Annotated in this window: 20 protein-coding genes; 12 read left to right on the top strand and 8 right to left on the bottom strand. The window is 71.8% G+C overall.

The window, feature by feature from the left end; all coding sequences use genetic code 11:
* Positions 1-77: 77 nt before the first annotated feature.
* The gene (locus AB0J69_RS48005) at positions 78-452 is read left to right on the top strand and encodes a BlaI/MecI/CopY family transcriptional regulator (protein WP_364132509.1); all 375 of its coding nucleotides are present in this window, start codon (positions 78-80) and stop codon (positions 450-452) included.
* Positions 449-1,399 carry a M56 family metallopeptidase gene (locus AB0J69_RS48010; RefSeq protein WP_364132511.1) on the top strand — a complete coding sequence of 317 codons (951 nt, stop codon included), beginning with the start codon at positions 449-451 and terminating at the stop codon, positions 1,397-1,399. Before AB0J69_RS48005 ends, AB0J69_RS48010 begins: the two co-directional genes overlap by 4 nt.
* Before the next feature lie 116 nt (positions 1,400-1,515).
* Here the strand turns inward: AB0J69_RS48010 and AB0J69_RS48015 are convergent, their stop codons facing one another.
* The 5 genes from AB0J69_RS48015 to AB0J69_RS48035 all read right to left on the bottom strand — a co-directional run bounded on the left by AB0J69_RS48015 (position 1,516) and on the right by AB0J69_RS48035 (position 6,111).
* Positions 1,516-3,735 (bottom strand): heavy metal translocating P-type ATPase, encoded by a 2,220-nt coding sequence (locus AB0J69_RS48015; protein ID WP_364132512.1) that lies wholly within the window; start codon positions 3,733-3,735, stop codon positions 1,516-1,518.
* Positions 3,736-3,767: 32 nt separating this feature from the next.
* Positions 3,768-4,745 (bottom strand): hypothetical protein, encoded by a 978-nt coding sequence (locus AB0J69_RS48020; protein WP_364132514.1) that lies wholly within the window; start codon positions 4,743-4,745, stop codon positions 3,768-3,770.
* Positions 4,742-4,951, bottom strand: coding sequence for a cation transporter (locus tag AB0J69_RS48025; protein ID WP_364132516.1), 210 nt, complete (start codon positions 4,949-4,951; stop codon positions 4,742-4,744). The genes AB0J69_RS48020 and AB0J69_RS48025 overlap by 4 nt, the downstream gene beginning before the upstream one ends.
* A 17-nt stretch (positions 4,952-4,968) precedes the next feature.
* Positions 4,969-5,250: a metal-sensitive transcriptional regulator gene (locus tag AB0J69_RS48030; RefSeq protein WP_364132517.1), complete on the bottom strand. Its 282-nt coding sequence runs from the start codon at positions 5,248-5,250 to the stop codon at positions 4,969-4,971.
* A 213-nt stretch (positions 5,251-5,463) separates the two neighbouring features.
* Positions 5,464-6,111, bottom strand: coding sequence for a class I SAM-dependent methyltransferase (locus tag AB0J69_RS48035; RefSeq protein WP_364132519.1), 648 nt, complete (start codon positions 6,109-6,111; stop codon positions 5,464-5,466).
* Positions 6,112-6,225: 114 nt separating this feature from the next.
* Between AB0J69_RS48035 and AB0J69_RS48040 the strand changes: the two genes are divergently transcribed.
* Entirely contained in the window at positions 6,226-6,813 is a 588-nt protein-coding gene (locus AB0J69_RS48040) for a TetR/AcrR family transcriptional regulator (RefSeq protein WP_364132521.1), read from the top strand.
* Positions 6,814-6,881: 68 nt separating this feature from the next.
* Here the strand turns inward: AB0J69_RS48040 and AB0J69_RS48045 are convergent, their stop codons facing one another.
* Both AB0J69_RS48045 and AB0J69_RS48050 read right to left on the bottom strand, forming a co-directional pair.
* The gene (locus AB0J69_RS48045; protein ID WP_364132522.1) at positions 6,882-8,099 is read right to left on the bottom strand and encodes a low temperature requirement protein A; all 1,218 of its coding nucleotides are present in this window, start codon (positions 8,097-8,099) and stop codon (positions 6,882-6,884) included.
* A 187-nt stretch (positions 8,100-8,286) separates the two neighbouring features.
* Positions 8,287-8,661: a VOC family protein gene (locus tag AB0J69_RS48050; protein WP_364132524.1), complete on the bottom strand. Its 375-nt coding sequence runs from the start codon at positions 8,659-8,661 to the stop codon at positions 8,287-8,289.
* 198 nt (positions 8,662-8,859) lie between these two features.
* Between AB0J69_RS48050 and mdcA the strand changes: the two genes are divergently transcribed.
* The 9 genes from mdcA (at position 8,860) to AB0J69_RS48095 (ending at position 17,292) form a co-directional block, all read left to right on the top strand.
* Positions 8,860-10,527, top strand: a complete 1,668-nt coding sequence (gene mdcA / locus AB0J69_RS48055) for a malonate decarboxylase subunit alpha (RefSeq protein WP_364132525.1) — start codon at positions 8,860-8,862, stop codon at positions 10,525-10,527.
* Positions 10,528-10,531: 4 nt separating this feature from the next.
* Positions 10,532-11,446, top strand: coding sequence for a triphosphoribosyl-dephospho-CoA synthase (locus AB0J69_RS48060; RefSeq protein ID WP_364132527.1), 915 nt, complete (start codon positions 10,532-10,534; stop codon positions 11,444-11,446).
* On the top strand, positions 11,434-11,727 hold the full coding sequence (locus AB0J69_RS48065; protein WP_364132529.1) for a malonate decarboxylase subunit delta: 294 nt from the start codon (positions 11,434-11,436) through the stop codon (positions 11,725-11,727). Before AB0J69_RS48060 ends, AB0J69_RS48065 begins: the two co-directional genes overlap by 13 nt.
* Positions 11,724-12,599: a biotin-independent malonate decarboxylase subunit beta gene (locus tag AB0J69_RS48070; protein ID WP_364132530.1), complete on the top strand. Its 876-nt coding sequence runs from the start codon at positions 11,724-11,726 to the stop codon at positions 12,597-12,599. Before AB0J69_RS48065 ends, AB0J69_RS48070 begins: the two co-directional genes overlap by 4 nt.
* Positions 12,596-13,402, top strand: a complete 807-nt coding sequence (gene mdcE, locus AB0J69_RS48075; protein ID WP_364132531.1) for a biotin-independent malonate decarboxylase subunit gamma — start codon at positions 12,596-12,598, stop codon at positions 13,400-13,402. Before AB0J69_RS48070 ends, mdcE begins: the two co-directional genes overlap by 4 nt.
* The gene (locus AB0J69_RS48080) at positions 13,393-14,013 is read left to right on the top strand and encodes a malonate decarboxylase holo-ACP synthase (RefSeq protein WP_364132532.1); all 621 of its coding nucleotides are present in this window, start codon (positions 13,393-13,395) and stop codon (positions 14,011-14,013) included. Before mdcE ends, AB0J69_RS48080 begins: the two co-directional genes overlap by 10 nt.
* On the top strand, positions 13,998-14,957 hold the full coding sequence (locus tag AB0J69_RS48085) for an acyltransferase domain-containing protein (protein ID WP_364132533.1): 960 nt from the start codon (positions 13,998-14,000) through the stop codon (positions 14,955-14,957). The genes AB0J69_RS48080 and AB0J69_RS48085 overlap by 16 nt, the downstream gene beginning before the upstream one ends.
* Positions 14,958-15,047: 90 nt before the next feature.
* The gene (gene pstS / locus AB0J69_RS48090) at positions 15,048-16,118 is read left to right on the top strand and encodes a phosphate ABC transporter substrate-binding protein PstS (RefSeq protein WP_364132535.1); all 1,071 of its coding nucleotides are present in this window, start codon (positions 15,048-15,050) and stop codon (positions 16,116-16,118) included.
* Positions 16,119-16,260: 142 nt separating this feature from the next.
* Positions 16,261-17,292 carry a glycerophosphodiester phosphodiesterase family protein gene (locus AB0J69_RS48095; protein ID WP_364132580.1) on the top strand — a complete coding sequence of 344 codons (1,032 nt, stop codon included), beginning with the start codon at positions 16,261-16,263 and terminating at the stop codon, positions 17,290-17,292.
* A 35-nt stretch (positions 17,293-17,327) separates the two neighbouring features.
* Here AB0J69_RS48095 and AB0J69_RS48100 read toward each other — a convergent pair whose 3' ends face one another.
* Positions 17,328-18,302 (bottom strand): WYL domain-containing protein, encoded by a 975-nt coding sequence (locus AB0J69_RS48100; RefSeq protein WP_364132537.1) that lies wholly within the window; start codon positions 18,300-18,302, stop codon positions 17,328-17,330.
* Positions 18,303-18,305: the final 3 nt, after the last annotated feature.

The raw sequence follows: 18,305 nt of genomic DNA on the forward strand, positions 1-18,305 counted from the left end.
CACGACGCCCGGCTCCCAATCCCGCGTGGCTACGATCGCCGGTAGCGTTGAGCCGACCGCAGGCGAAGGGGGAGTCAATGGCGCGTGGCCTTGGAGAGCTCGAGTCCACGATCATGGATCGCATGTGGGCCATCAAGCAACCGGCCTCGGTGCGGGACGTTCTGGAGCACCTGCGCAAGGAACGCACCCTCGCCTACACCACGGTCATGACCGTGATGGACAAGCTCCACACCAAGGGGCTGCTCAAGCGCGAGCCGGTCGGCCGGGCCTACATCTACGAGGCGGTGTCGTCGAAGGAGGCCTACACCGCCGACGTGATGCGCGAGTCCCTGGCCGGCAGCGGCAACCGGGCGGCGACGCTGGTCCACTTCCTCGAGCGGCTGACCCCCGAGGAGGCCAGCGCCCTCGAGGCGGCCCTCCAGGTCTACCCGCCAGGGGGACGCGACTCGTGATCGTGGCGATCGTCCTCGCTCTGTACGGCGTCTTCGCGGCCCTGGTGCTGCCGGGCCTGCTGAGGCGAGCGCCCTGGGCCGACCGGGCGCCCCGGCTGGCCATCGCCCTGTGGCAGGCGGCCGCCGCATCGGTGGTCATCTCCGCGTTGCTGTCGGCGTTCGCGGTCGCCGTGCCGGCCTCCGTGGTGGGACACGGGCTGGCCGAGCTGTTCGAGGCCTGCGCCGCTCTGTTCCACGACGTGGTCACCATGAGCTCGGCCACCACCTGGGCCGGCCTCATCGTCGGCGGGCTCGTCCTCGCCCGCGTCGCGTACACGGGGTCGGCGGTCGTGCTGCGGGCGCGCCGCGAACGCCACCGGCACGCCGAGGCCCTCGCTCTCCTGGGCAGGCACGACCACGACCTCGACGCGCTCGTGGTCGACTACGACGAGCGCCTGGCGTACTGCCTGCCCGGCCGGAAGGGGCACGCGGTCATCACCACCGGGGCGCTGCGCTCGCTCGCCCCGGAGCAGGTGGCCGCCGTGCTCGCTCACGAGCGGGCGCATCTGCGCGGGCGCCACCACCTGGTGCTCGCCGGCGCCGAGGCCCTGGCGCGCGCGTTCCCGCGCGTTCCCCTGTTCGAGCAGGCCCGCGTCGAGGTCACCCGCCTGGTCGAGATGCTGGCCGACGATGTGGCGGCACGCCGCCACCAGCGCATCCACATCGCAGCGGCGCTGGTCGGCCTGGCGACGGGCCGGGTTCCGGCCTTCGCGCTGGGCGCGGGCGGCGAGACGGCGCTGACCCGCGTCCGCCGGATGCTGCACCCGCAGGCCCCGCTCGCGCGCCGAGAGCGCGTCGCCGGGCGGCTCGCGGTGACGGCGCTGCTGGCCGGTCCCGCCACCTTGGCTCTGGCGCCGGGCGTGGCGGCGTTCCTGGTGCACCACTGCCACTCCCTGCTCTCCTTCTGACGTTCTACTAAGGGTGATGGTAGAGAGCGGCTGCCGCCGGCTCGATGCCCGGGGTGCGGCACGCCACCAAAGAGGGATGGCTCCACGCCGTTCGGTGTGGAGCCATCCCGGTGGTGCTACTTGAAGCGGCGTAGCCGCAGGCTGTTGCTGACCACGAAGACGCTGGAGAACGCCATCGCCGCGCCCGCGATCATCGGGTTGAGCAGGCCCATCGCGGCCAGCGGCAGGGCGGCCACGTTGTAGGCGAAGGCCCAGAACAGGTTGCCCTTGATCGTGCCGAGCGTCCTGCGGGACAGCCGGATGGCATCGGCGGCGACCCGCAGGTCGCCGCGGACCAGGGTCAGGTCGCTCGCCTCGATGGCGGCGTCGGTGCCGGTGCCCATGGCCAGCCCCAGGTCGGCCTGGGCCAGCGCGGCGGCGTCGTTGACGCCGTCGCCCACCATGGCCACGACCTTGCCCTCGGCCTGCAGCTTCTTGACCACCTCCACCTTGTCGGCGGGCAACACCTCGGCGATGACCTCGTCGATGCCCACCTCCGCGGCGACGGTCCTGGCCACGGCCTCGTTGTCGCCGGTCAGCAGCACCGGCGTCAGGCCGAGGGCGCGCAGCTGCGCGATGGCCTCCTTGCTGGTCGGCTTGACCGCGTCGGCCACGACCAGCACCGCCCGCGCCCGGCCGTCCCAGCCGACCGCGACTGCGGTACGGCCGGCCGCCTGGGCCTCGTGCAGGTCCCGCTCCAGGTCCGCCGGGAGGTGCTGCGACCACTCCGCCAGCAGCCGGGGACGGCCGACCAGCACGGCGTGGCCGTCCACGATGCCCTGCACGCCCAGGCCCTCGACGTTGGCGAAGTCCTCCACGACGGCATCGGATGCGGCCGCGCGGGCGATGGCCTGAGCGATCGGATGCTCCGAGGCGTGCTCCAGCGCGCCCGCCAGGCGCAGCACCTCTTCCTCGCTCTCCCCCTCCGCCACGTGCACGGCCGCCAGCGCCATCCGGCCCTCGGTGACCGTGCCGGTCTTGTCCAGCACCACCGTGTCGATCCGGCGGGTGGACTCCAGCACCTCGGGACCCTTGATCAGGATGCCGAGCTGGGCGCCCCGCCCGGTGCCCACCAGCAGCGCGGTCGGAGTGGCCAGCCCCAGCGCGCACGGGCAGGCGATGATCAGCACCGCCACCGCCGCGGTGAAGGCCGCACCCACCCCGTCACCCGTACCGAGCCAGAAACCCAGCGTGCCCAGCGCCAGCGCGATCACGATCGGCACGAAAATCCCGGAGATACGGTCGGCCAGCCGCTGCGCCTGCGCCTTACCGGTCTGCGCCTCCTCCACCAGCTTGGCCATCTGGGCGAGCTGGGTGTCGGCGCCGACCCGGGTCGCCCGGACGATCAGCCGGCCTCCGGCGTTCACGGTGGCGCCGGTGACCGCGTCGCCCGCGCCGACCTCGACCGGCACCGACTCGCCGGTGAGCATCGAGGCGTCCACCGCCGAGGAGCCCTCCTCCACCACACCGTCCGTGGCGATCTTCTCCCCCGGCCGGACCACGAACCGGTCCCCCGCCGTGAGCTGATCGACCGGCACCCGCCGGCCGTCGGCCAGCTCCACATCCTTGGCGCCCAGCTCCAGCAGCGCCCGCAGCGCGGCACCGGCGCGCCGCTTGGAACGCGCCTCGAAGTAACGCCCGGCCAGGATGAACGCGGTGACGCCCGCCGCCGCCTCCAGGTAGATGTTGCCGGAGCCGTCGCTGCGCTCGATGGTGAACGCGAACGGATGCGTCATGCCGGGCGTGCCGGCCGTGCCGAAGAACAGCGCCCACAACGACCAGCCCAGAGCGGCGATGGTGCCGATCGAGATCAGCGTGTCCATCGTCGCGGCGCCGTGCCGCAGGTTCGTCCAGGCGGCCCTGTGGAACGGCCAGCCCGCGTACACCACCACCGGAGCCGCCAGCACCAGCGACAACCACTGCCAGTTGGCGAACTGCAACGGCGGGATCATCGCCATCGCGATCACCGGCACCGACAGCACCACGGACGTGATGAGACGCTGGCGCAGCGGCTGGAGCGCGTCCTCCGGCTCCCGCTCGACGGGATCGGTCTCGGTCTTGGGCGGGGCGGGCAGCGCGGCCGTGTAGCCGGCCTTCTCGACCTCGGCGATCAGCTGCTGCGGGTCGACGCCTTCGGGGAAGGTGACCTTCGCCTTCTCGGTGGCGTAGTTGACCGTGGCGCTCACGCCGTCCATCTTGTTCAGCTTGCGCTCGATGCGGTTGGCGCACGAGGCGCAGGTCATGCCGCCGATCGAGAGCTCGACCGCGTTCTGCCGGTCATCGGTGACCTGGGACATCACCGTTCTCCTTTCTCTCGCTCAGTGGCCGCTCAGTGGCCGTGGCCGTCGTCGGCGTGCCCGCTCGACGTCGGCGCGGGTGTGGGCGTGGCCTCGGGGATGGCCGGTCGCTCGCCCGCGCCCAGGGTGAAGTCCGCGGTGCGGACCTTCCCCTCGTGCTGGAAGTCGAGGAACAGCCGGTAGTCGCCGGTGCTGGGCACCTCGGCGTAGAAGACGATCTCGGGGCCCGCCTCGGTCTTGCCGTCGCCCGGCTCCCCGTCCGGATGCACGTGCAGGTAGGCCAGGTCACGGGCACGCAGGGCCACCAGGTGGCCGTAGGCGCCGAGGTAGGGCTGCAGGTCGGTGACCGGCTCGCCGTCCTTGCTCACCTTCAGGGTGAGCTTACTGGACCGCCCCGGCGTCAGCTCGCCGTCCAGATTGACGGTGTATCCGTCGACCTTCGCGGTGCGGCTCTGCTCGGGCAGCGCCTCGGGCCGGTAGTCGCCGGTCGCGACCAGGTCCGCGCCCAGCGTGAGAGCGCTGCCGCCGGTGGGCGCGAAGTCGGCGAAGACACGGTACGCACCCGCGCTGGGCAAGGTCAGCTTGACCGACCAGACACCGTCGGGCGCCATCTCGGGGTGCACGTGCCGGAACGTCCCAAGGTCGCGGGAGGCGACGATGAGGTGCAGCTTCTTGTCATGCTCAACCTGATAGTCGGTGACCGGCTCGCCGTTTGGCCCCGTCACTGCGAAGCGGAAGTCGGTGGGCTCATCCGGCTTGAGCGTCGTGGTGAGTGGATTGAAGGTGTAGCCGTTCTCGGACACCTGGAGCCCCCCGGGGGTATCGTTCTCCGCCGGCTGGACACCGTGCTCGTCACCGTGCGCCGCGCTCGCGACGGGCGCCGCCATGGCGGCGTGGTCCTCCGCCGGGGGCGACCCGACCGGCCCCACCACCTTACCCACGCCCAGCGCGCCGCCGAACACGACGGCCAGCCCCAGGACGTAAGAACCAAGCTTGGTCGCGGTGTTCACTGGTTCGCCACCTCATAACCGGCCTCCTCCACCGCGGCGACGATCTTCGCCGCGTCAACGGGGCCGTCGCTGTCCACGGTCAGCAACCCGCTCGCCAGGTCCACCTCGACGCTGGTGACACCGGCCACCTCGCTGACCTCTTCCTTGACCGAACTGACGCAGTGGCCGCAGGTCATGCCCTTGACGGTGTAGGTGACAGTGCTCATGGCGATCTCTCCTTCAATCAAGAACGGACAAGTCTGGCGATGGCGTCGGAGGCTTCCTTGACCTTGGCCTCCGCCTCCGGCCCGCCCTTCCGGGTGGCCTCGGCGACGCAGTGGGCCAGGTGCTCCTCGAGCAACGACAGGGAGAACGACTTCAGCGCGCTGGTCGCCGCCGACACCTGCGTGAGGATGTCGATGCAGTACTTGTCGTCTTCGACCATCCGCTGCAACCCGCGGACCTGCCCTTCGATACGGCGCAGCCGCATCGCGTGGTCCTGCTTGGTGCCGCTGTATCCGGCCATGTCCACCCCTCTCCTTGTCGGTCGCTCAGAACAACACCATACCCCCCTATGGTATTTCTGCCAACCGGGAGAGGACCTGTTTCGGCGCTGAAGCAGTCACCGCGATGCGGGCGCGACCGCTGCAAGCGAGGAGGGGGGCCGTCCCTCAGCCTGGTCGGCGTCGCGCCCGCCCTGGCGGTGGTGAGCACCCCCGCCCAGCCCGTGGGGGTGGCGTCATGGCCTCCTGGCGCGGACGTAGTACAGCAGGTACGGCAGGTCCCCCTCGGCTTCGACCGTGAAACCGGCATCCGGGATCATGGTGCCGAGCAGATCGCGGGGGTCATGACGCATGGCCGGGCCGGACAGTACGCCGATGACGTGCCGGGCCAGGTGGTTGGCCGGCGGGCGAAACTCGGCGATGAGCAGCCGTCCGCCAGGTCGCAGCACGCGCAGCATCTGCCGAAGGGCCTCCGGGCGCGCGTCGACGGGCATGTGGTGCACCGCCAGGCTGGAGACCACCAGGTCGAACGAGCTGTCCGGGAAGGGCAGATTCTGTCCCTCGCCTCGGACGTAGGTGCAGTTGTCCGGAGCACGCCGGGTGGCGTAGTCGACCATCTCCGGCGCGGGATCGAGGCCGGTGACGTGACCGCTGGACGTGACCACCGGGGCCAGGATGCGGCTCAGGTAGCCGGTGCCGCAGCCGACGTCCAGGACCCGGTCCCCGGCGCGCGGCCGGGCCGCCGTGGCCACGCGCAGGAAGGCGGCCCGGCGGGCGCCCAGAAAGGCGATCGAGCCGAAGACTTCGTAGGCTCGCGGCCGATCGATGGTGCCACCGGCCTCGCCGTGCTCGGCGTGGCGGTGCAGGAGTTTTCCCAAGCTCATGACGCTACCTCCGTTGTCGAACAAGGTGTTCAGTTACGAATGATGCGTTCATACTTGGGACGGGTCAACGAGCAGATCGGCCGCGCTGTGCCGTACTGAACAGGGGGCGGGAAAGTGTCCGGAGACCGGCGGGTGCGCCGTACGCGAAGGCTGATCCAGGAGGCGCTGGTGGCGCTGATCCTGGACAAGGGCTACGACGCGGTCACTGTCACCGACATCATCGAGCGCGCGGACGTGGGGCGCTCCACGTTCTACTCACACTTCACCGACAAGCAGGACGTGCTGCTCAGCAATCTCGACGAGCTCACCGCCCTGCACCGCCCGCCGGCCGACGGCCGGCCGGCCCGGCTGCTGGCGTTCAGCCTGCCGATGTTCGAGCATGTGCGCGAGCAGGAGCGGCTGGTACGGGCGCTGCTGGGGCGGCGCGGCGGCGGGCCGGTGTATGCGCGCGGGGAGCAGTTGCTCGCCGCCGTCGTCAGGGACGAGTTGCTGGGCGCGGGCGCCCGGCCGTCGGCCGGGCTCGACCTGCTGGTGGTGTGCGTGGTGGGCGCGTTCATGGGGTTGCTACGGGCGTGGCTGGACGGAGAGACGCCGGCCACGCCCGCCGAGCTGGACGCCGCTTTCCGCGCCGCCGTCGAGCCCGGCGTGTGTGCCGTGCTGGGCGAGAGCCGCCGGCAGCAGGCGTCGCGCTCGCCCCTGTAGTCCTGGGCGTGGCCGGGCTCCGCGAACGCCTCGCCTGCCGGCTGCGCGGCGGGCAGGCCGGCGCAGGATCACTGCGAGGTCTCCTGAGCGGCGGCCCCGATCCGCCCCCGGCCACGGCGGGTCCCGGAATCCGGCGCCGGCACGCGGGCTTTGTTCAACGCGATCGTGACGGTGACCAACAGGACGCAGCTCGCCGCGATCGCCGCGACCACACCGTGCACGCCGATCCAGGGCGTCGCGAGCGGCAGCGCCAGGACGACGGCGGCGCAGACCGACAACAGAACGGCATGGAGCACGGACTCCCCCACGATCCGCGCGTGCACCATCCAGAGCAGCATGAGGAACACGCCGACGGGGATCGCGACGGCGTACCCGACGGTGAGCGGTGCGGCCGTGACGGCGTGCCCGCTCTGCTCGACCGCGACTTCGAGGCCGGCACCGAGGGCGGCCAGGGCCGCGAAGATGCCGTAGTGGCCGTACCCCCACACATATGAACGATCTCGGCGGTCGCGGAGCCCTTCACCGGCCTCCACCAGGAAGTACAACCACCACAGAGCGAACAGCACCACGAGGCCCGAGACGGCGATCATGACGAAGGGGCTGCTGATCTCGCTCGTCTCGAGCGCTCCCGTGACGCCTCTGGACGCGGCGAGCACGCTCTCGCCGAGCAGGATGATCGTGAACAGGCCGTAACGCTCGGCGATGTGGTGCGGGTGCCAGGTGGTGGGTTCGACCCGCTCCGCCCACCGGGGCACGGCCAGCTCGAGGACCGCCAAAATGACGAAGAGCGGCAGCTCGGCGGTCACGGGCGCCGCCATCGAGTGGTACATCCAGCCCACCGTGATGACGGAGATGCCGACGGCGTAGCGCAGCGCGGTACGGCGGCGCGCCCGATCCTCCAGACCGGCCCGCAGCCACAGGAGGACGAGTCCGATCCGCATGATGACGTAGCCCAGCGTGACGACGCTGTAGTCGGCGTGCTCGATCGCGGCCGGCACACCGGCGGCCAGGACCAGCACGCCGGCCATCTGCACCATGGTCAGCACCCGGTAGACGACGTCGTCGGTGTCGTAGGACGACGCGAACCAGGTGAAGTTCATCCACGCCCACCAGATCGCGAAGAAGACCTGCAAGAACGGCACGATCCCGGCCAGGGCGTGCCCTGCGGCGATCTCGTGGGCCAACTGGGCGGTGACGGCCGCGACCGCGACCACGAAGGTGAGGTCGAACAGCAGCTCCAGTTGGCTGGCAGCGCGGTTCGGCTCATCGATGGGACGCGCGCTCATCCGGATCCGGATCCGGATGCTGGCTGGTGGCAAGGTCTCGCTCCTGTCGCTCCATGGGGCCGCTTTGCCAGGTAAGACAAGGCAGCGTTCCGGCGCGTGACAGGTCGGCACCGGAATCCTCGGACGACTGGTCCAGCGGAGGTCGCACACCGTCGAGCGCGCTCCGAGGGCGTGGTCCGGACGGTGCTCAGCTCAGGCGGGTTCGCAGGAGGCAGAATTCGTTGCCCTCGGGGTCGGCCAGGACGTGCCAGGGCTCCTCGCCGGTCTGGCCGGCGTCGGCCGGGCGCGCCCCGAGCCGCAGGAGGCGTTCGAGTTCGGCGTCCTGATCGCGGTCGGTGGCGTTGACGTCGAAGTGCAGCCGCAGCTTGCCCGCCTTGGGCTCGGTGGTGGGACTGAAGACCAGAGTCGGCTGCAGTCCGCCGAACCCTTCCCGCGGCCCGATCTCCACCGCGCCGTCATCCTCGGTGTCGAGCACGACGAAGCCCAGCACCTCGCACCAGAACTCCGCCAGCCGTTGCGGATCCCGGCAATCGATCACCAGCTCGGAAATTCGGCATGCCATGATCGGCACCCTACCGGGCGCGCCTGGGGCCCACCCTGCAGCCCCCATCATGCGCGATGGCGGGCCCCTCCCCGCCGCGCGGAAACGTCGGCGTGGCGGGGTCCCCGCGGTGCCGCTCGCCGTTTTTAGGCGGCTTTGCGTTAGCTCTACGCCTTTCGAGGCACATGACGGTAGCCAGCGCACGAATGGGGGCTTGCGATGGCTGTCACGAACGTTTCCGCCGGAAACCCGACCCGCAGGAGCTGGACCCAGCGGCGGTCCGCCAAGCGAGAGCGGCTGGAGGCGGTCCGGCCGTTCGTCTCCGACCGGATGGTGGAAGCCGGGAGCATGCGCGAGGCCCTGCAGGCGCTGCTGCGTCCGGGAGACCGGGTGGCGCTGGAGGGCGACAACCAGAAACAGGCCGACTTCCTGGCCGAAGCGCTGGCCGGGTGCGATCCGGCCGCCGTGCACGACCTGCACCTGCTGATCTCCTCGATCAGCCTGCGAGAGCACCTCGACGTGTTCGAGCGGGGCGTGGCCCGCCGGCTCGACTTCGCCTACGCCGGGCCGCAGAGCGTCCGCATGGCGCAGTTGCTGGCCGACGGCAAGGTGGAGGTCGGGGCCATCCACACCTACGTCGAGCTGTACGCCAGGATGTTCGTCGACCTCATCCCCGACGTCGCGCTGCTCTGCGCGGAGCAGGCCGATCACGACGGCAACCTGTACACCGGGGCGGACACCGAGGACACACCGACCATCGCCGAGGCCACGGCCTTCTCCGACGGCATCACCCTGGTCCAGGTGAACGAGATCGTCGACAAGCTGCCCAGGGTGGACATCCCGGGCGACTGGGTGGACCTGATCGTGCGGAGCCCGCGGCCGTTCATCCTGGAGCCGCTGTTCACCCGCGACCCTCGCCGCATCGGCCAGGTGGAGATCCTGATGGCCATGCTGGCCCTGCGCGGGATCTACGAGCGGCACACGGTGACCACGCTCAATCACGGAATCGGCTACGACACCGCGGCGATCGAGCTGCTCCTGCCCACGTACGGCGAGGAGCTCGGCCTGCGCGGGAAGATCTGCCGGCACTGGGCGCTCAACCCGCACCCGACGCTCATCCCCGCCATCGAGAGCGGCTGGGTCGAGTCGGTGCACTGCTTCGGCGGCGAACCGGGCACGGAGCGCTACGTCGCCGCCCGGCCGGACGTGTTCTTCACCGGCCGGGACGGCTCGCTCCGGTCGAACCGCGTGCTGTGCCAGCTCGCGGGTCAGTACGCCGTGGACCTGTTCATCGGGTCGTCGCTGCAGATCGACGCCGACGCGAACTCCTCGACGGTCACCGAGGGCCGGCTGAGCGGCTTCGGCGGGGCGCCCAACATGGGGCACGATCCTCATGGCCGCAGGCACGCCTCCCCCGCGTGGCTGGGCCTGCTCACCGGCGAGGCGCCGGCGCTGCGCGGGCGCAAGCTCGTCGCGCAGATCACCCAGACCTTCCGCTCCGGCGGCGCTCCGGCGTTCGTGGAGACCCTGGACGCGGTCCCCGTGGGCAAGGACGCCGGCATGCCCATCCCACCGATCATGATCTATGGCGACGACGTCACCCACGTGGTGACCGAGGAGGGGGTCGCCTACCTCTACAAGGCTTCTGGCCCTGCCGAGCGGCGCGAGGCGGTGGCGGCGATCGCCGGCGCCACGCCGATCGGGCGTTCCATCGACGAGCGCCACGTCGAAGCGCTGCGCCGGGACGGTCTCGTCGCGCTGCCGGAAGACCTCAAGGTCGACGTCCGCAGGGCGAAGCGCTCCTTGCTGGCCGCCCGCAGCATCGAAGATCTCGTGGCCTGGTCAGGGGGGCTGTACGATCCGCCCGCCCAGTTCCGGACCTGGTGATCGCGTGGTGACCGCTGACCGGTTCGAGGTGCGCGCGCCCGCGCCCGCGCCCGCCGCGCCCGCCGCGCCCGCCGCGCTCGCCGACACGGCGGTGCGGGCGCTGCGCGCCGAGGCCCGGCTGAGCCCCAAACCCGGCCTGGTCGACCGCCGCGGAGGCGGCGCGCACGACGACATGGACCTGCCGCTCCTGCTGGCCTCCGCGGAGGCGCTGCGCCCGGCGTTTGCGGAGATCGCCTGCGCGGCCGGGCGCACGGCACCCGGCGTGGGCCTCCGGGAGGAGCTGGGCCTGCTCGGCCGCGAGGCGGAGCGGGCGATGTCGCGGGCCACCGGCGGCGTCAACACCCATCGGGGCGCGCTGTGGGCGCTGGGGCTGCTGGTCGCCGCCGTCGCCGGCGGAGCGCGTGACGCGCCGGCCGCCGCCCGCGCCGCGGGCCGGTTGGCCGCGACGCCCGACCGCCGGGCGCCGGCGCAGGCGCCCTCCCACGGAGAGCGGGTCCGGCGGCGCTACGGCTCGCCCGGCGCGGTGGGCGAGGCACGAGCAGCCTTTCCGCACGTCATCTACGTGGCACTGCCGCGGTTGCGCCGCTGCAGGGCCGCCGGGCTCCCCGAGGAGGTGGCCCGGCTGAACGCGTTGCTGGACGTGATGAGCCTCCTGGACGACACCTGTGTCCTGCACCGTGGCGGCCGCGACGGTCTCCGGCTCGTCCAGGCGGGGGCCGAGCGGGTGCTGGCCGAGGGAGGCGCCGGCACCGAGCACGGCCGCGCGGCGCTCTTGACGCTGGACGGGCTGCTGCGCCGGCGGCGGCTGTCCCCGGGCGGGAGCGGCGACCTGCTGGCCGCCGCGCTGTTTCTCGACATGATCCGGTGGCCGGACCGCCCTGCCGGCGCCGAGCAGGAGGTGCTCACATGCAGACGCTGACGTACGAGTTTCCCGCGCATCTCCCGGCCGCCCGGCGGACGCACGTCGGCGTCGTGGGCTCGGGAGACCTGGAGATCCTCATGACGCCCACCGACGGTGCCCGCGTGCGGGTGAGCGTGCGCACCAGCGTGGACGGGTTCGACACGGTGTGGCGAACCGTGCTGGAGCGCTTCTTCGCCCGCCACCCCGTCGCCGCGAGCTTCGAGCTCAACGATTCCGGAGCCACGCCCGGCGTCGTCCATCTGCGCCTGCGGCAGGCCATCGAGGAGGGCAACGTATGACGCTGACCGACTGGCCGGCGATGCTCGGTCGTACGAGCTTCATCGAACTGGCTGCCAGGGAGCGGGCCAGGGCGCTGCTCGACGACGGCACCGCCCGCGAACTGTGCGGCCCCTTCGACCGTATCGAGTCACCGTGGCTGGAGCCCCAGGGCGTCGTCCCGCAGTGCGACGACGGCGTCATCGTGGTCAAGGGCGGGCTCGACGGACGGCCCGCGGTCGTGATCGCCATCGAGCAGGCCTTCCAGGGCGGCGGCATCGGCGAGGTCTCCGGCGTGAAGATGGCGGCGGCGCTGTCCCTGGCCGCCCGCGACAGCCGCGACGGCACCCCGACTCCCGCGGTGCTGCTGCTGGAGACCGGAGGCGTACGGCTGCAGGAGGCCAACCTGGGCCTGGCCACGGTGGCCGAGGTGTGCTCGGCGGTGCTGGAACTGCGCGCCCTCCAGCCCGTCGTCGGCGTCATCGCCGGGGCGCTGGGCTGTTTCGGCGGCATGAGCATCGCCGCCGGGCTGTGCACCAGGCTCATCATGACCGAGGAGGGCCGGCTCGGGCTCGACGGCCCCGAAGTGATCGAGTCGGAGGCCGGCGTCGCCGAGTTCGACGCCGGTGACCACGCGCTCATCTGGTCGATCGACGGCGGAAGGCAGCGCGTCAGAACCGGCCTGGCGGACGCGCTCGTCCTCGACGACGTCACCGCACTGCGGTCGGCCGTGATCGAGGCCGTGCGGCAGGGCGTCCCCGCCGAGCACCGCTCACAGGGGATCGCCGAGCTGCGTGCCCGCCTCGAAGCGCTCGACCCGGCCCGCCCGCCCGAGCCCGCCGATCTCGCGGACGTCTGGGCCGGGGCCACGCCGCGGAAGGGAGCCGTACGATGAGCCGTGGCCTGAACTGGACGCGCGCGCTGGCCGACGGGCCCGTGGACGCCGCCGTACCGTCCGTGATCACGGCGGAGAGCAGGCTGGGTGACGACACCGCCCGTCTGGTCACCGTCGTCCCGGACCCCGGCAGCCCCTACCACCGCGCCAGAAAGGGCGAGGTCGGCCTGCGTGAAGGACTCGCCCTCGCCGAGGCGGTGACCGCGGTCGTCGCCGAGGACTCGCCGCTGCCCGACGACCGCCGCCGCCCTGTCGTCGCCGTGGTCGACCTGCCCAGCCAGGCGTACGGGCGTGTCGAGGAGCTGGCCGGGCTCCACCACGCGCTGGCGGCCGCCGTGGACGCCTACGCCCGCGCCCGCACCACCGGCCACCCCGTGATCACTCTCGTCGTCGGAACCGCGCTCTCCGGCGGCCTGCTCGCGCACGGCCTGCAGGCCAGTCAGATCCTGGCGCTCGACGACCCGGGCGTGGTGATCCACGCGATGCACAAGCAGGCCGCGGCCAAGGTGACCCTGCGGTCCGTGGCGGAGCTGGACGAGCTGGCCAAGCGGGTCCCCCCGTTGTCGTACGACGTGGCCGACTGGGCGAAGCTCGGCCTGTGCGACGACCTGCTGAAAGTGGACGACGCCGACGATCCGACCGAGAGGGACGTCCGGCGGGCGAAAGACGCGCTCACCGCGGCCGTCCAGCGTGCCCGCCGCGGTCCCCGCGACCTGAGCAACCGGCTCACCTCGCCCGGCGCCCAGCAGACGAGGACGGCTTCGCGCCGCATCCGCGAAGCGCTGGCCGCCCAATGGGACTGACGCCGCGCCCGCATGATCTGCTACGGCTCAGGGCAGGCGCGGTACCCGACGCCGCGCTCCCCGGCTGGGCCTCCGCGTCGCTCGCCGCCTGTCCCTGGGCGGTCGTACGGCGGGCGCCGCATCCGCCCGGCCTGATCCCGGTCGGCGTGCGCGGGGCCCGGCGTTGCCAGCGCCACGCCGCGCTGGTCCCCGAGGCGGCGGTGCTCCGCCGGGTGCCGCCCGAGCAGCTGAACCGGCGGGGCCCGCCCCGGCTGTCCGACGCTCTCGCCGCCACGCTGTCCGCCGCCGAGCTGCGCCTGTCCGCCGACGTGGGCGACGGGGCCACCTGGGGACCGATCGGCGGTGTCGGCTTCGAACTCGCCACCGGGCACCCGGTCACCCACCGCGACAGCGATGTGGACCTGCTGATCCGGGCCCCGCACCGGATGCCGCCCGATCTGGCCGCCCGGCTCCTGGCCGCGTTCGGCACCCTTCCCCGTCCGGTCGACTGCCAGCTGGAGACGCCGAGCGGCGGGGTCAGCCTCGCCGAGTGGGCCCGCACCGGCGGCCCCGTCATGGCCCGCACCTGGCACGGCCCCGAACTGGTGGACGATCCGTGGACACCGGCCTGAAGGTCGCCTTCCTCTACCCGGGCCAGGGCACCCAGCGCCCCGGGATGCTGCATGACCTGCCCGGCCGCCCCGCCGTCACCGCGACCCTCGCCGAGGCCGAACATCTCCTGCCCGGCTCCTCCCGGCAGGACGGCGCGCGGGCGCTGCGGTCGACGGTCACCACGCAGACCGCCCTCTGCATCGCGGGGGTCGCCGCCACCAGGGCGCTCGCCGACGAGGGTGGCACTCCTGACGCCGTGGCGGGACACTCCGTCGGGGCGTTCCCCGCGGCGGTCGCCGCCGGGGCGCTGACGTTCGGCGAGGCCCTCGAGGCCGTGCGGCTGCGCGGTGAGCTGATGCTCGACGCCTACCCCTCGGGGTACGGCATGGCCGCTGTCCTGGGGCTGGGCGTCCCGCAGGTCAGGCGCGTGGTCGAAATGATCACTACGGTGAACGATCCCGCCTACGTCGCCGTCGTCGACACCGATCAGCAGGTCGTGGTCTCCGGCAGCCTGCGCGCGCTGGAGCGCCTCACGTCCGCGTCCGAGCGGGCCGGCGCCCGGCGCGTGCAGCGCCTCGACATCGGCGTGCCGTCGCACTGCCCGCTGCTCGCCGGCGTCGCCGACGCCCTGGCCGCCCACCTCGGGACCGTGCCCCGGCGCCGCCTCGCCGTGCCGTACCTCAGCGGCGCCACCGGCCGCCTCCTCCACGACGCCGACGCCGTCCTCGACGACCTGGCCCGCAGCATCGCGGGCACCCTGCGATGGCGCGACGCGATCGCCCTGCTCGGCGAACTCGGCACCACCCTGTTCGTCCAGGCGCCCCCGGGGCACGTCCTCGCCCGCATGGCGCGTGCGGCACACCCCCGGGCCCGCGTCCTCGCTCTGGCCGACACGGACGTCGCCGAGACGGCGACCTACATCCGCCGCGACCGTGGACGCGGCGGGTCGGACGGGGATCGCTGACCAGCACTTGACGACGATAAAACCGTTCGAACCCGAAACTTGAGACGGGACAGGGGCGCTGCACGCCGCTCTGTCCCTAACCTAAGAAAAATGGCAAGGTCGACCTGGATCGCCGGGGCCGTCGTGGCCGCCGCCATCGTCATCGCGGCCGCAGTCGCCATGGCGAGCGTGGCCTTGTTGCTCAACACCGACAAGAAGCGGAGCAGCGCGCCGATCGTCGCCTCGATCCGCGGCTCCGGATCGACGACGCAAATGGGCGCGATGGACGCCTGGCGTGCCGAGTTCCAGCGCGTCCATCCCGGGCTGCGGGTGGCCTACGACGCCAACGGCTCGGGGGCCGGCATCCGCGACTTCATCACCGGCCGCAGCGCGTTCGCCGGCTCCGACGTACCGATGAGCCCCCAGGAACAGGTGCAGGCCGACCGGCGCTGTCGCGGCCGCGCCATGCACCTGCCCATGGTCGTGGGCCCGATCGCGCTGGCCTACAACCTGCCGTCCGTACCGGATCTGAAACTCTCACCGACCACGGTGACCGGCATCTTCAGCGGACGCATCACCAGGTGGGACGCGCCGCAGATCGCCGCGGACAACCGTGGCAGCCGCCTGCCGCGCACCGGCATCCATGTCTTCCACCGCTCCGACGACTCCGGCACCACCCACAACTTCCTCTCCTTCCTGAAGGCGGCCGGCCGATGGCCGCACCCGCCGTCCATGACATGGACCGGTTCCGGGCAGGGTGTGGTGGGCACCAGCGGCATCACGCAGGCGGTCCAGCACACCCGGGGGGCGATCGGGTACGTGGAATACGGTTCCGCGAGCAATGCCCGGCTGAAGGTCGCGAAGATCCGTAACGCCGCCGGGCAGTTCGTCGCGCTCTCGCAGGAGAGCGCCAGCAAGGCGGTGGAAGGCGCCCGGAGCGTGGGGAGCAAGGATGATCTCATCGTGCGGCTGGACCATCTGAGCACGGCCCCCGGTTCCTACCCGCTCATCCTGGTCACGTACGAGATCGTCTGCGCGAACAACTCCGACCCGCTGGTCTTCAGCTTCCTGAACTACACCGCGAGCGACGCCGGTCAGTCCTACCTCCCCCTGTACGGCTACGCCCCGCTCCCCCACGACCTCCTCGCCAAGGTACGCACGCAGCTCGGCGCCATGACCTGACGTTCCTTGAACGTTCACAGTTTGATCACGGCACCGCCGCGCTGCGGGTCGGCCGGAAATCTACGCTCCGGAAGGTCGTTTTCTACCTCACTGAGTGGATTTTCCGTTGAACCTCCGCCATGTCCTGGCAGGCTTGGCCATCGTGCCCGCGCTCGCCGTGCCGTCAGCCGCTCACGCGTCGGCGACCACAGATCCCGGCGTGCTGCCCCAGAAGACCCATTTCGACCTGCAGGCCCACCGCGGTGGCCTCGGTATGACGACCGAGGAGTCGCTCGAGGGTTTCGCCAAGGCCCTGCGTCTCGGGGTCAGCACCCTGGAGCTGGACACCCACGTCACCAAGGACGAGAAGGTCGTCGTCAACCACGATCGGCAGATCAGCAGCCAGAAATGTCGTGACACGGCGCCCGTCACGCCCGGCGACCCGATGTACCCGTACGTCGGCAAGTACATCAAGGACCTGACCCTGGCCCAGCTCAAGACCATGGACTGCGGATACCAGCAGCTACCCGGCTTCCCCGAGCAGGAGGTGGTCCGCGGCTTCCGGATGGTCGAGCTCAAGGACGTGTTCGATCTCGTCAAGAGCTACAAGGCCAAGCAGGTCAAGCTGAACATCGAGACCAAGGTCGAAGCGGGGGCGCCGGAGCAGACCGCGCCGCGTGCGCTGTTCGTCCGCCGGGTGTACGAGGAGATCCGTTCCTCGGGCATCGAGAAGCAGGTCACCATCCAGTCCTTCGACTGGGGCGCCTTGCAGGAGATGCACCGGCTCGCGCCGAGCTGGCCGCTGGTCGCGCTGACCAACTACGACTTCCTCCAGGTGGGCAAGCCGGGCGCCTCCCCGTGGCTCGGCGGGATCGACGCCGACGACTTCGGCGGCGACTTCGTCAGGGCGGCCGCCGCCGTCCCGGGTGTCACGGCGCTCTCTCCGGTCTACGGCTTCCCGCAGAACGGGAAGATCGGCGACCCGGGCTTCCGCTTCTACGTCGATCCCGCGATGGTGTCGAGCGCGCACGCGCGTGGCCTGAAGGTCATCCCGTGGACCTGCGACGACCCCGCCACCATCGCGGCGCTCATGGACATGGGCGTCGACGGCATCATCACCGACTACCCGAACCGCGTCCGGGAGCTCATGGCCGAGCGCGGCATGCGGCTGCCGAAGGCCTACGCGCCGCGTTGATGGTGGTTCCGAAACGCGCCGGCGGCTGCCCACTCTCAGGATGACTCTCCGTAGCGGGTGGCGATCGCGGCGGCGCGGTCGCGCAGGGAGGTGCGCAGCCACTGCGGGGCCAGGGCCTCCGCGTTCGTGGTGAGCTGCCACAGCGCCCATTCGGCGTGTCTCGGATCCTGGAAGGTCACCTCCAGCCGCAGCCAGCCGTCCGCGTCGGCTTCTTCGGTGCGGACGGCCAGCGCGGTGCCCACCAGGTCCTCCCGCCGCGCCGGGTGCACCCGTACCAGCACGGTGACCTGGTCGCCCCCGGTCCGGAACCGCGTGCTGCGTTCCTGCCAGGCCCGGTCCAGATCGACCCGGTCCGGCCGCTGTGCGGGCTCGGCGAGTTCCTCGGCGGCCAGGATCCGGGACAGCCGGTAGGTGCGGTCCGCGCCGGACCTCGTGGCCAGCAGGTAACCCCGGTCGCGCACGGTGACCAGGCCGATCGGGTCCACCGTGCGCCACTTCGGGGTCCGGTCCAGGGCCGCGTAGTGGATGCGCAGCTTGTGCCCGGCGAACACCGCGCGCAGGACCTCGGCCACGACGGCGTCCGGCACCTCCTCATCGACCAGGCGGCGCGAGAGGAGGTCGGTCTCCGGGTCGATGAGCAATCGCTCGGACGCGCCGGCCGCGGTGTCCCGATAGCTCTCGGGCAGCGCGTCAACCACTTTGAGCATCGCCGAGGCGAGCGCCGAGCCGAGGCCGAATGCCTGCGCGCCGCGCCGCGATCCGGCGACCAGGAGCGCAAGGGCCTCATCGTGGTTCAGTCCGGTGAGCTCGGTCCGGAAGCCGGGCAACAACGCGAACCCGCCGTGCCGGCCGCGTTCGGCGTAGACCGGGACTCCGGCCGCGGACAGCGCCTCGATGTCGCGCAGCACGGTGCGGGTGGACACCTCCAGCTCGCGGGCCAGCGCGGCCGCGGACAGCCGGCCGTGCTGCCGCAGCAGCAGCACCAGCGAGACCAGCCGGTCGGCGCGCATGCG

Origin of the sequence: Nonomuraea sp. NPDC049709 (assembly GCF_040674815.1) — a bacterium.
GTDB lineage: Bacteria > Actinomycetota > Actinomycetes > Streptosporangiales > Streptosporangiaceae > Nonomuraea.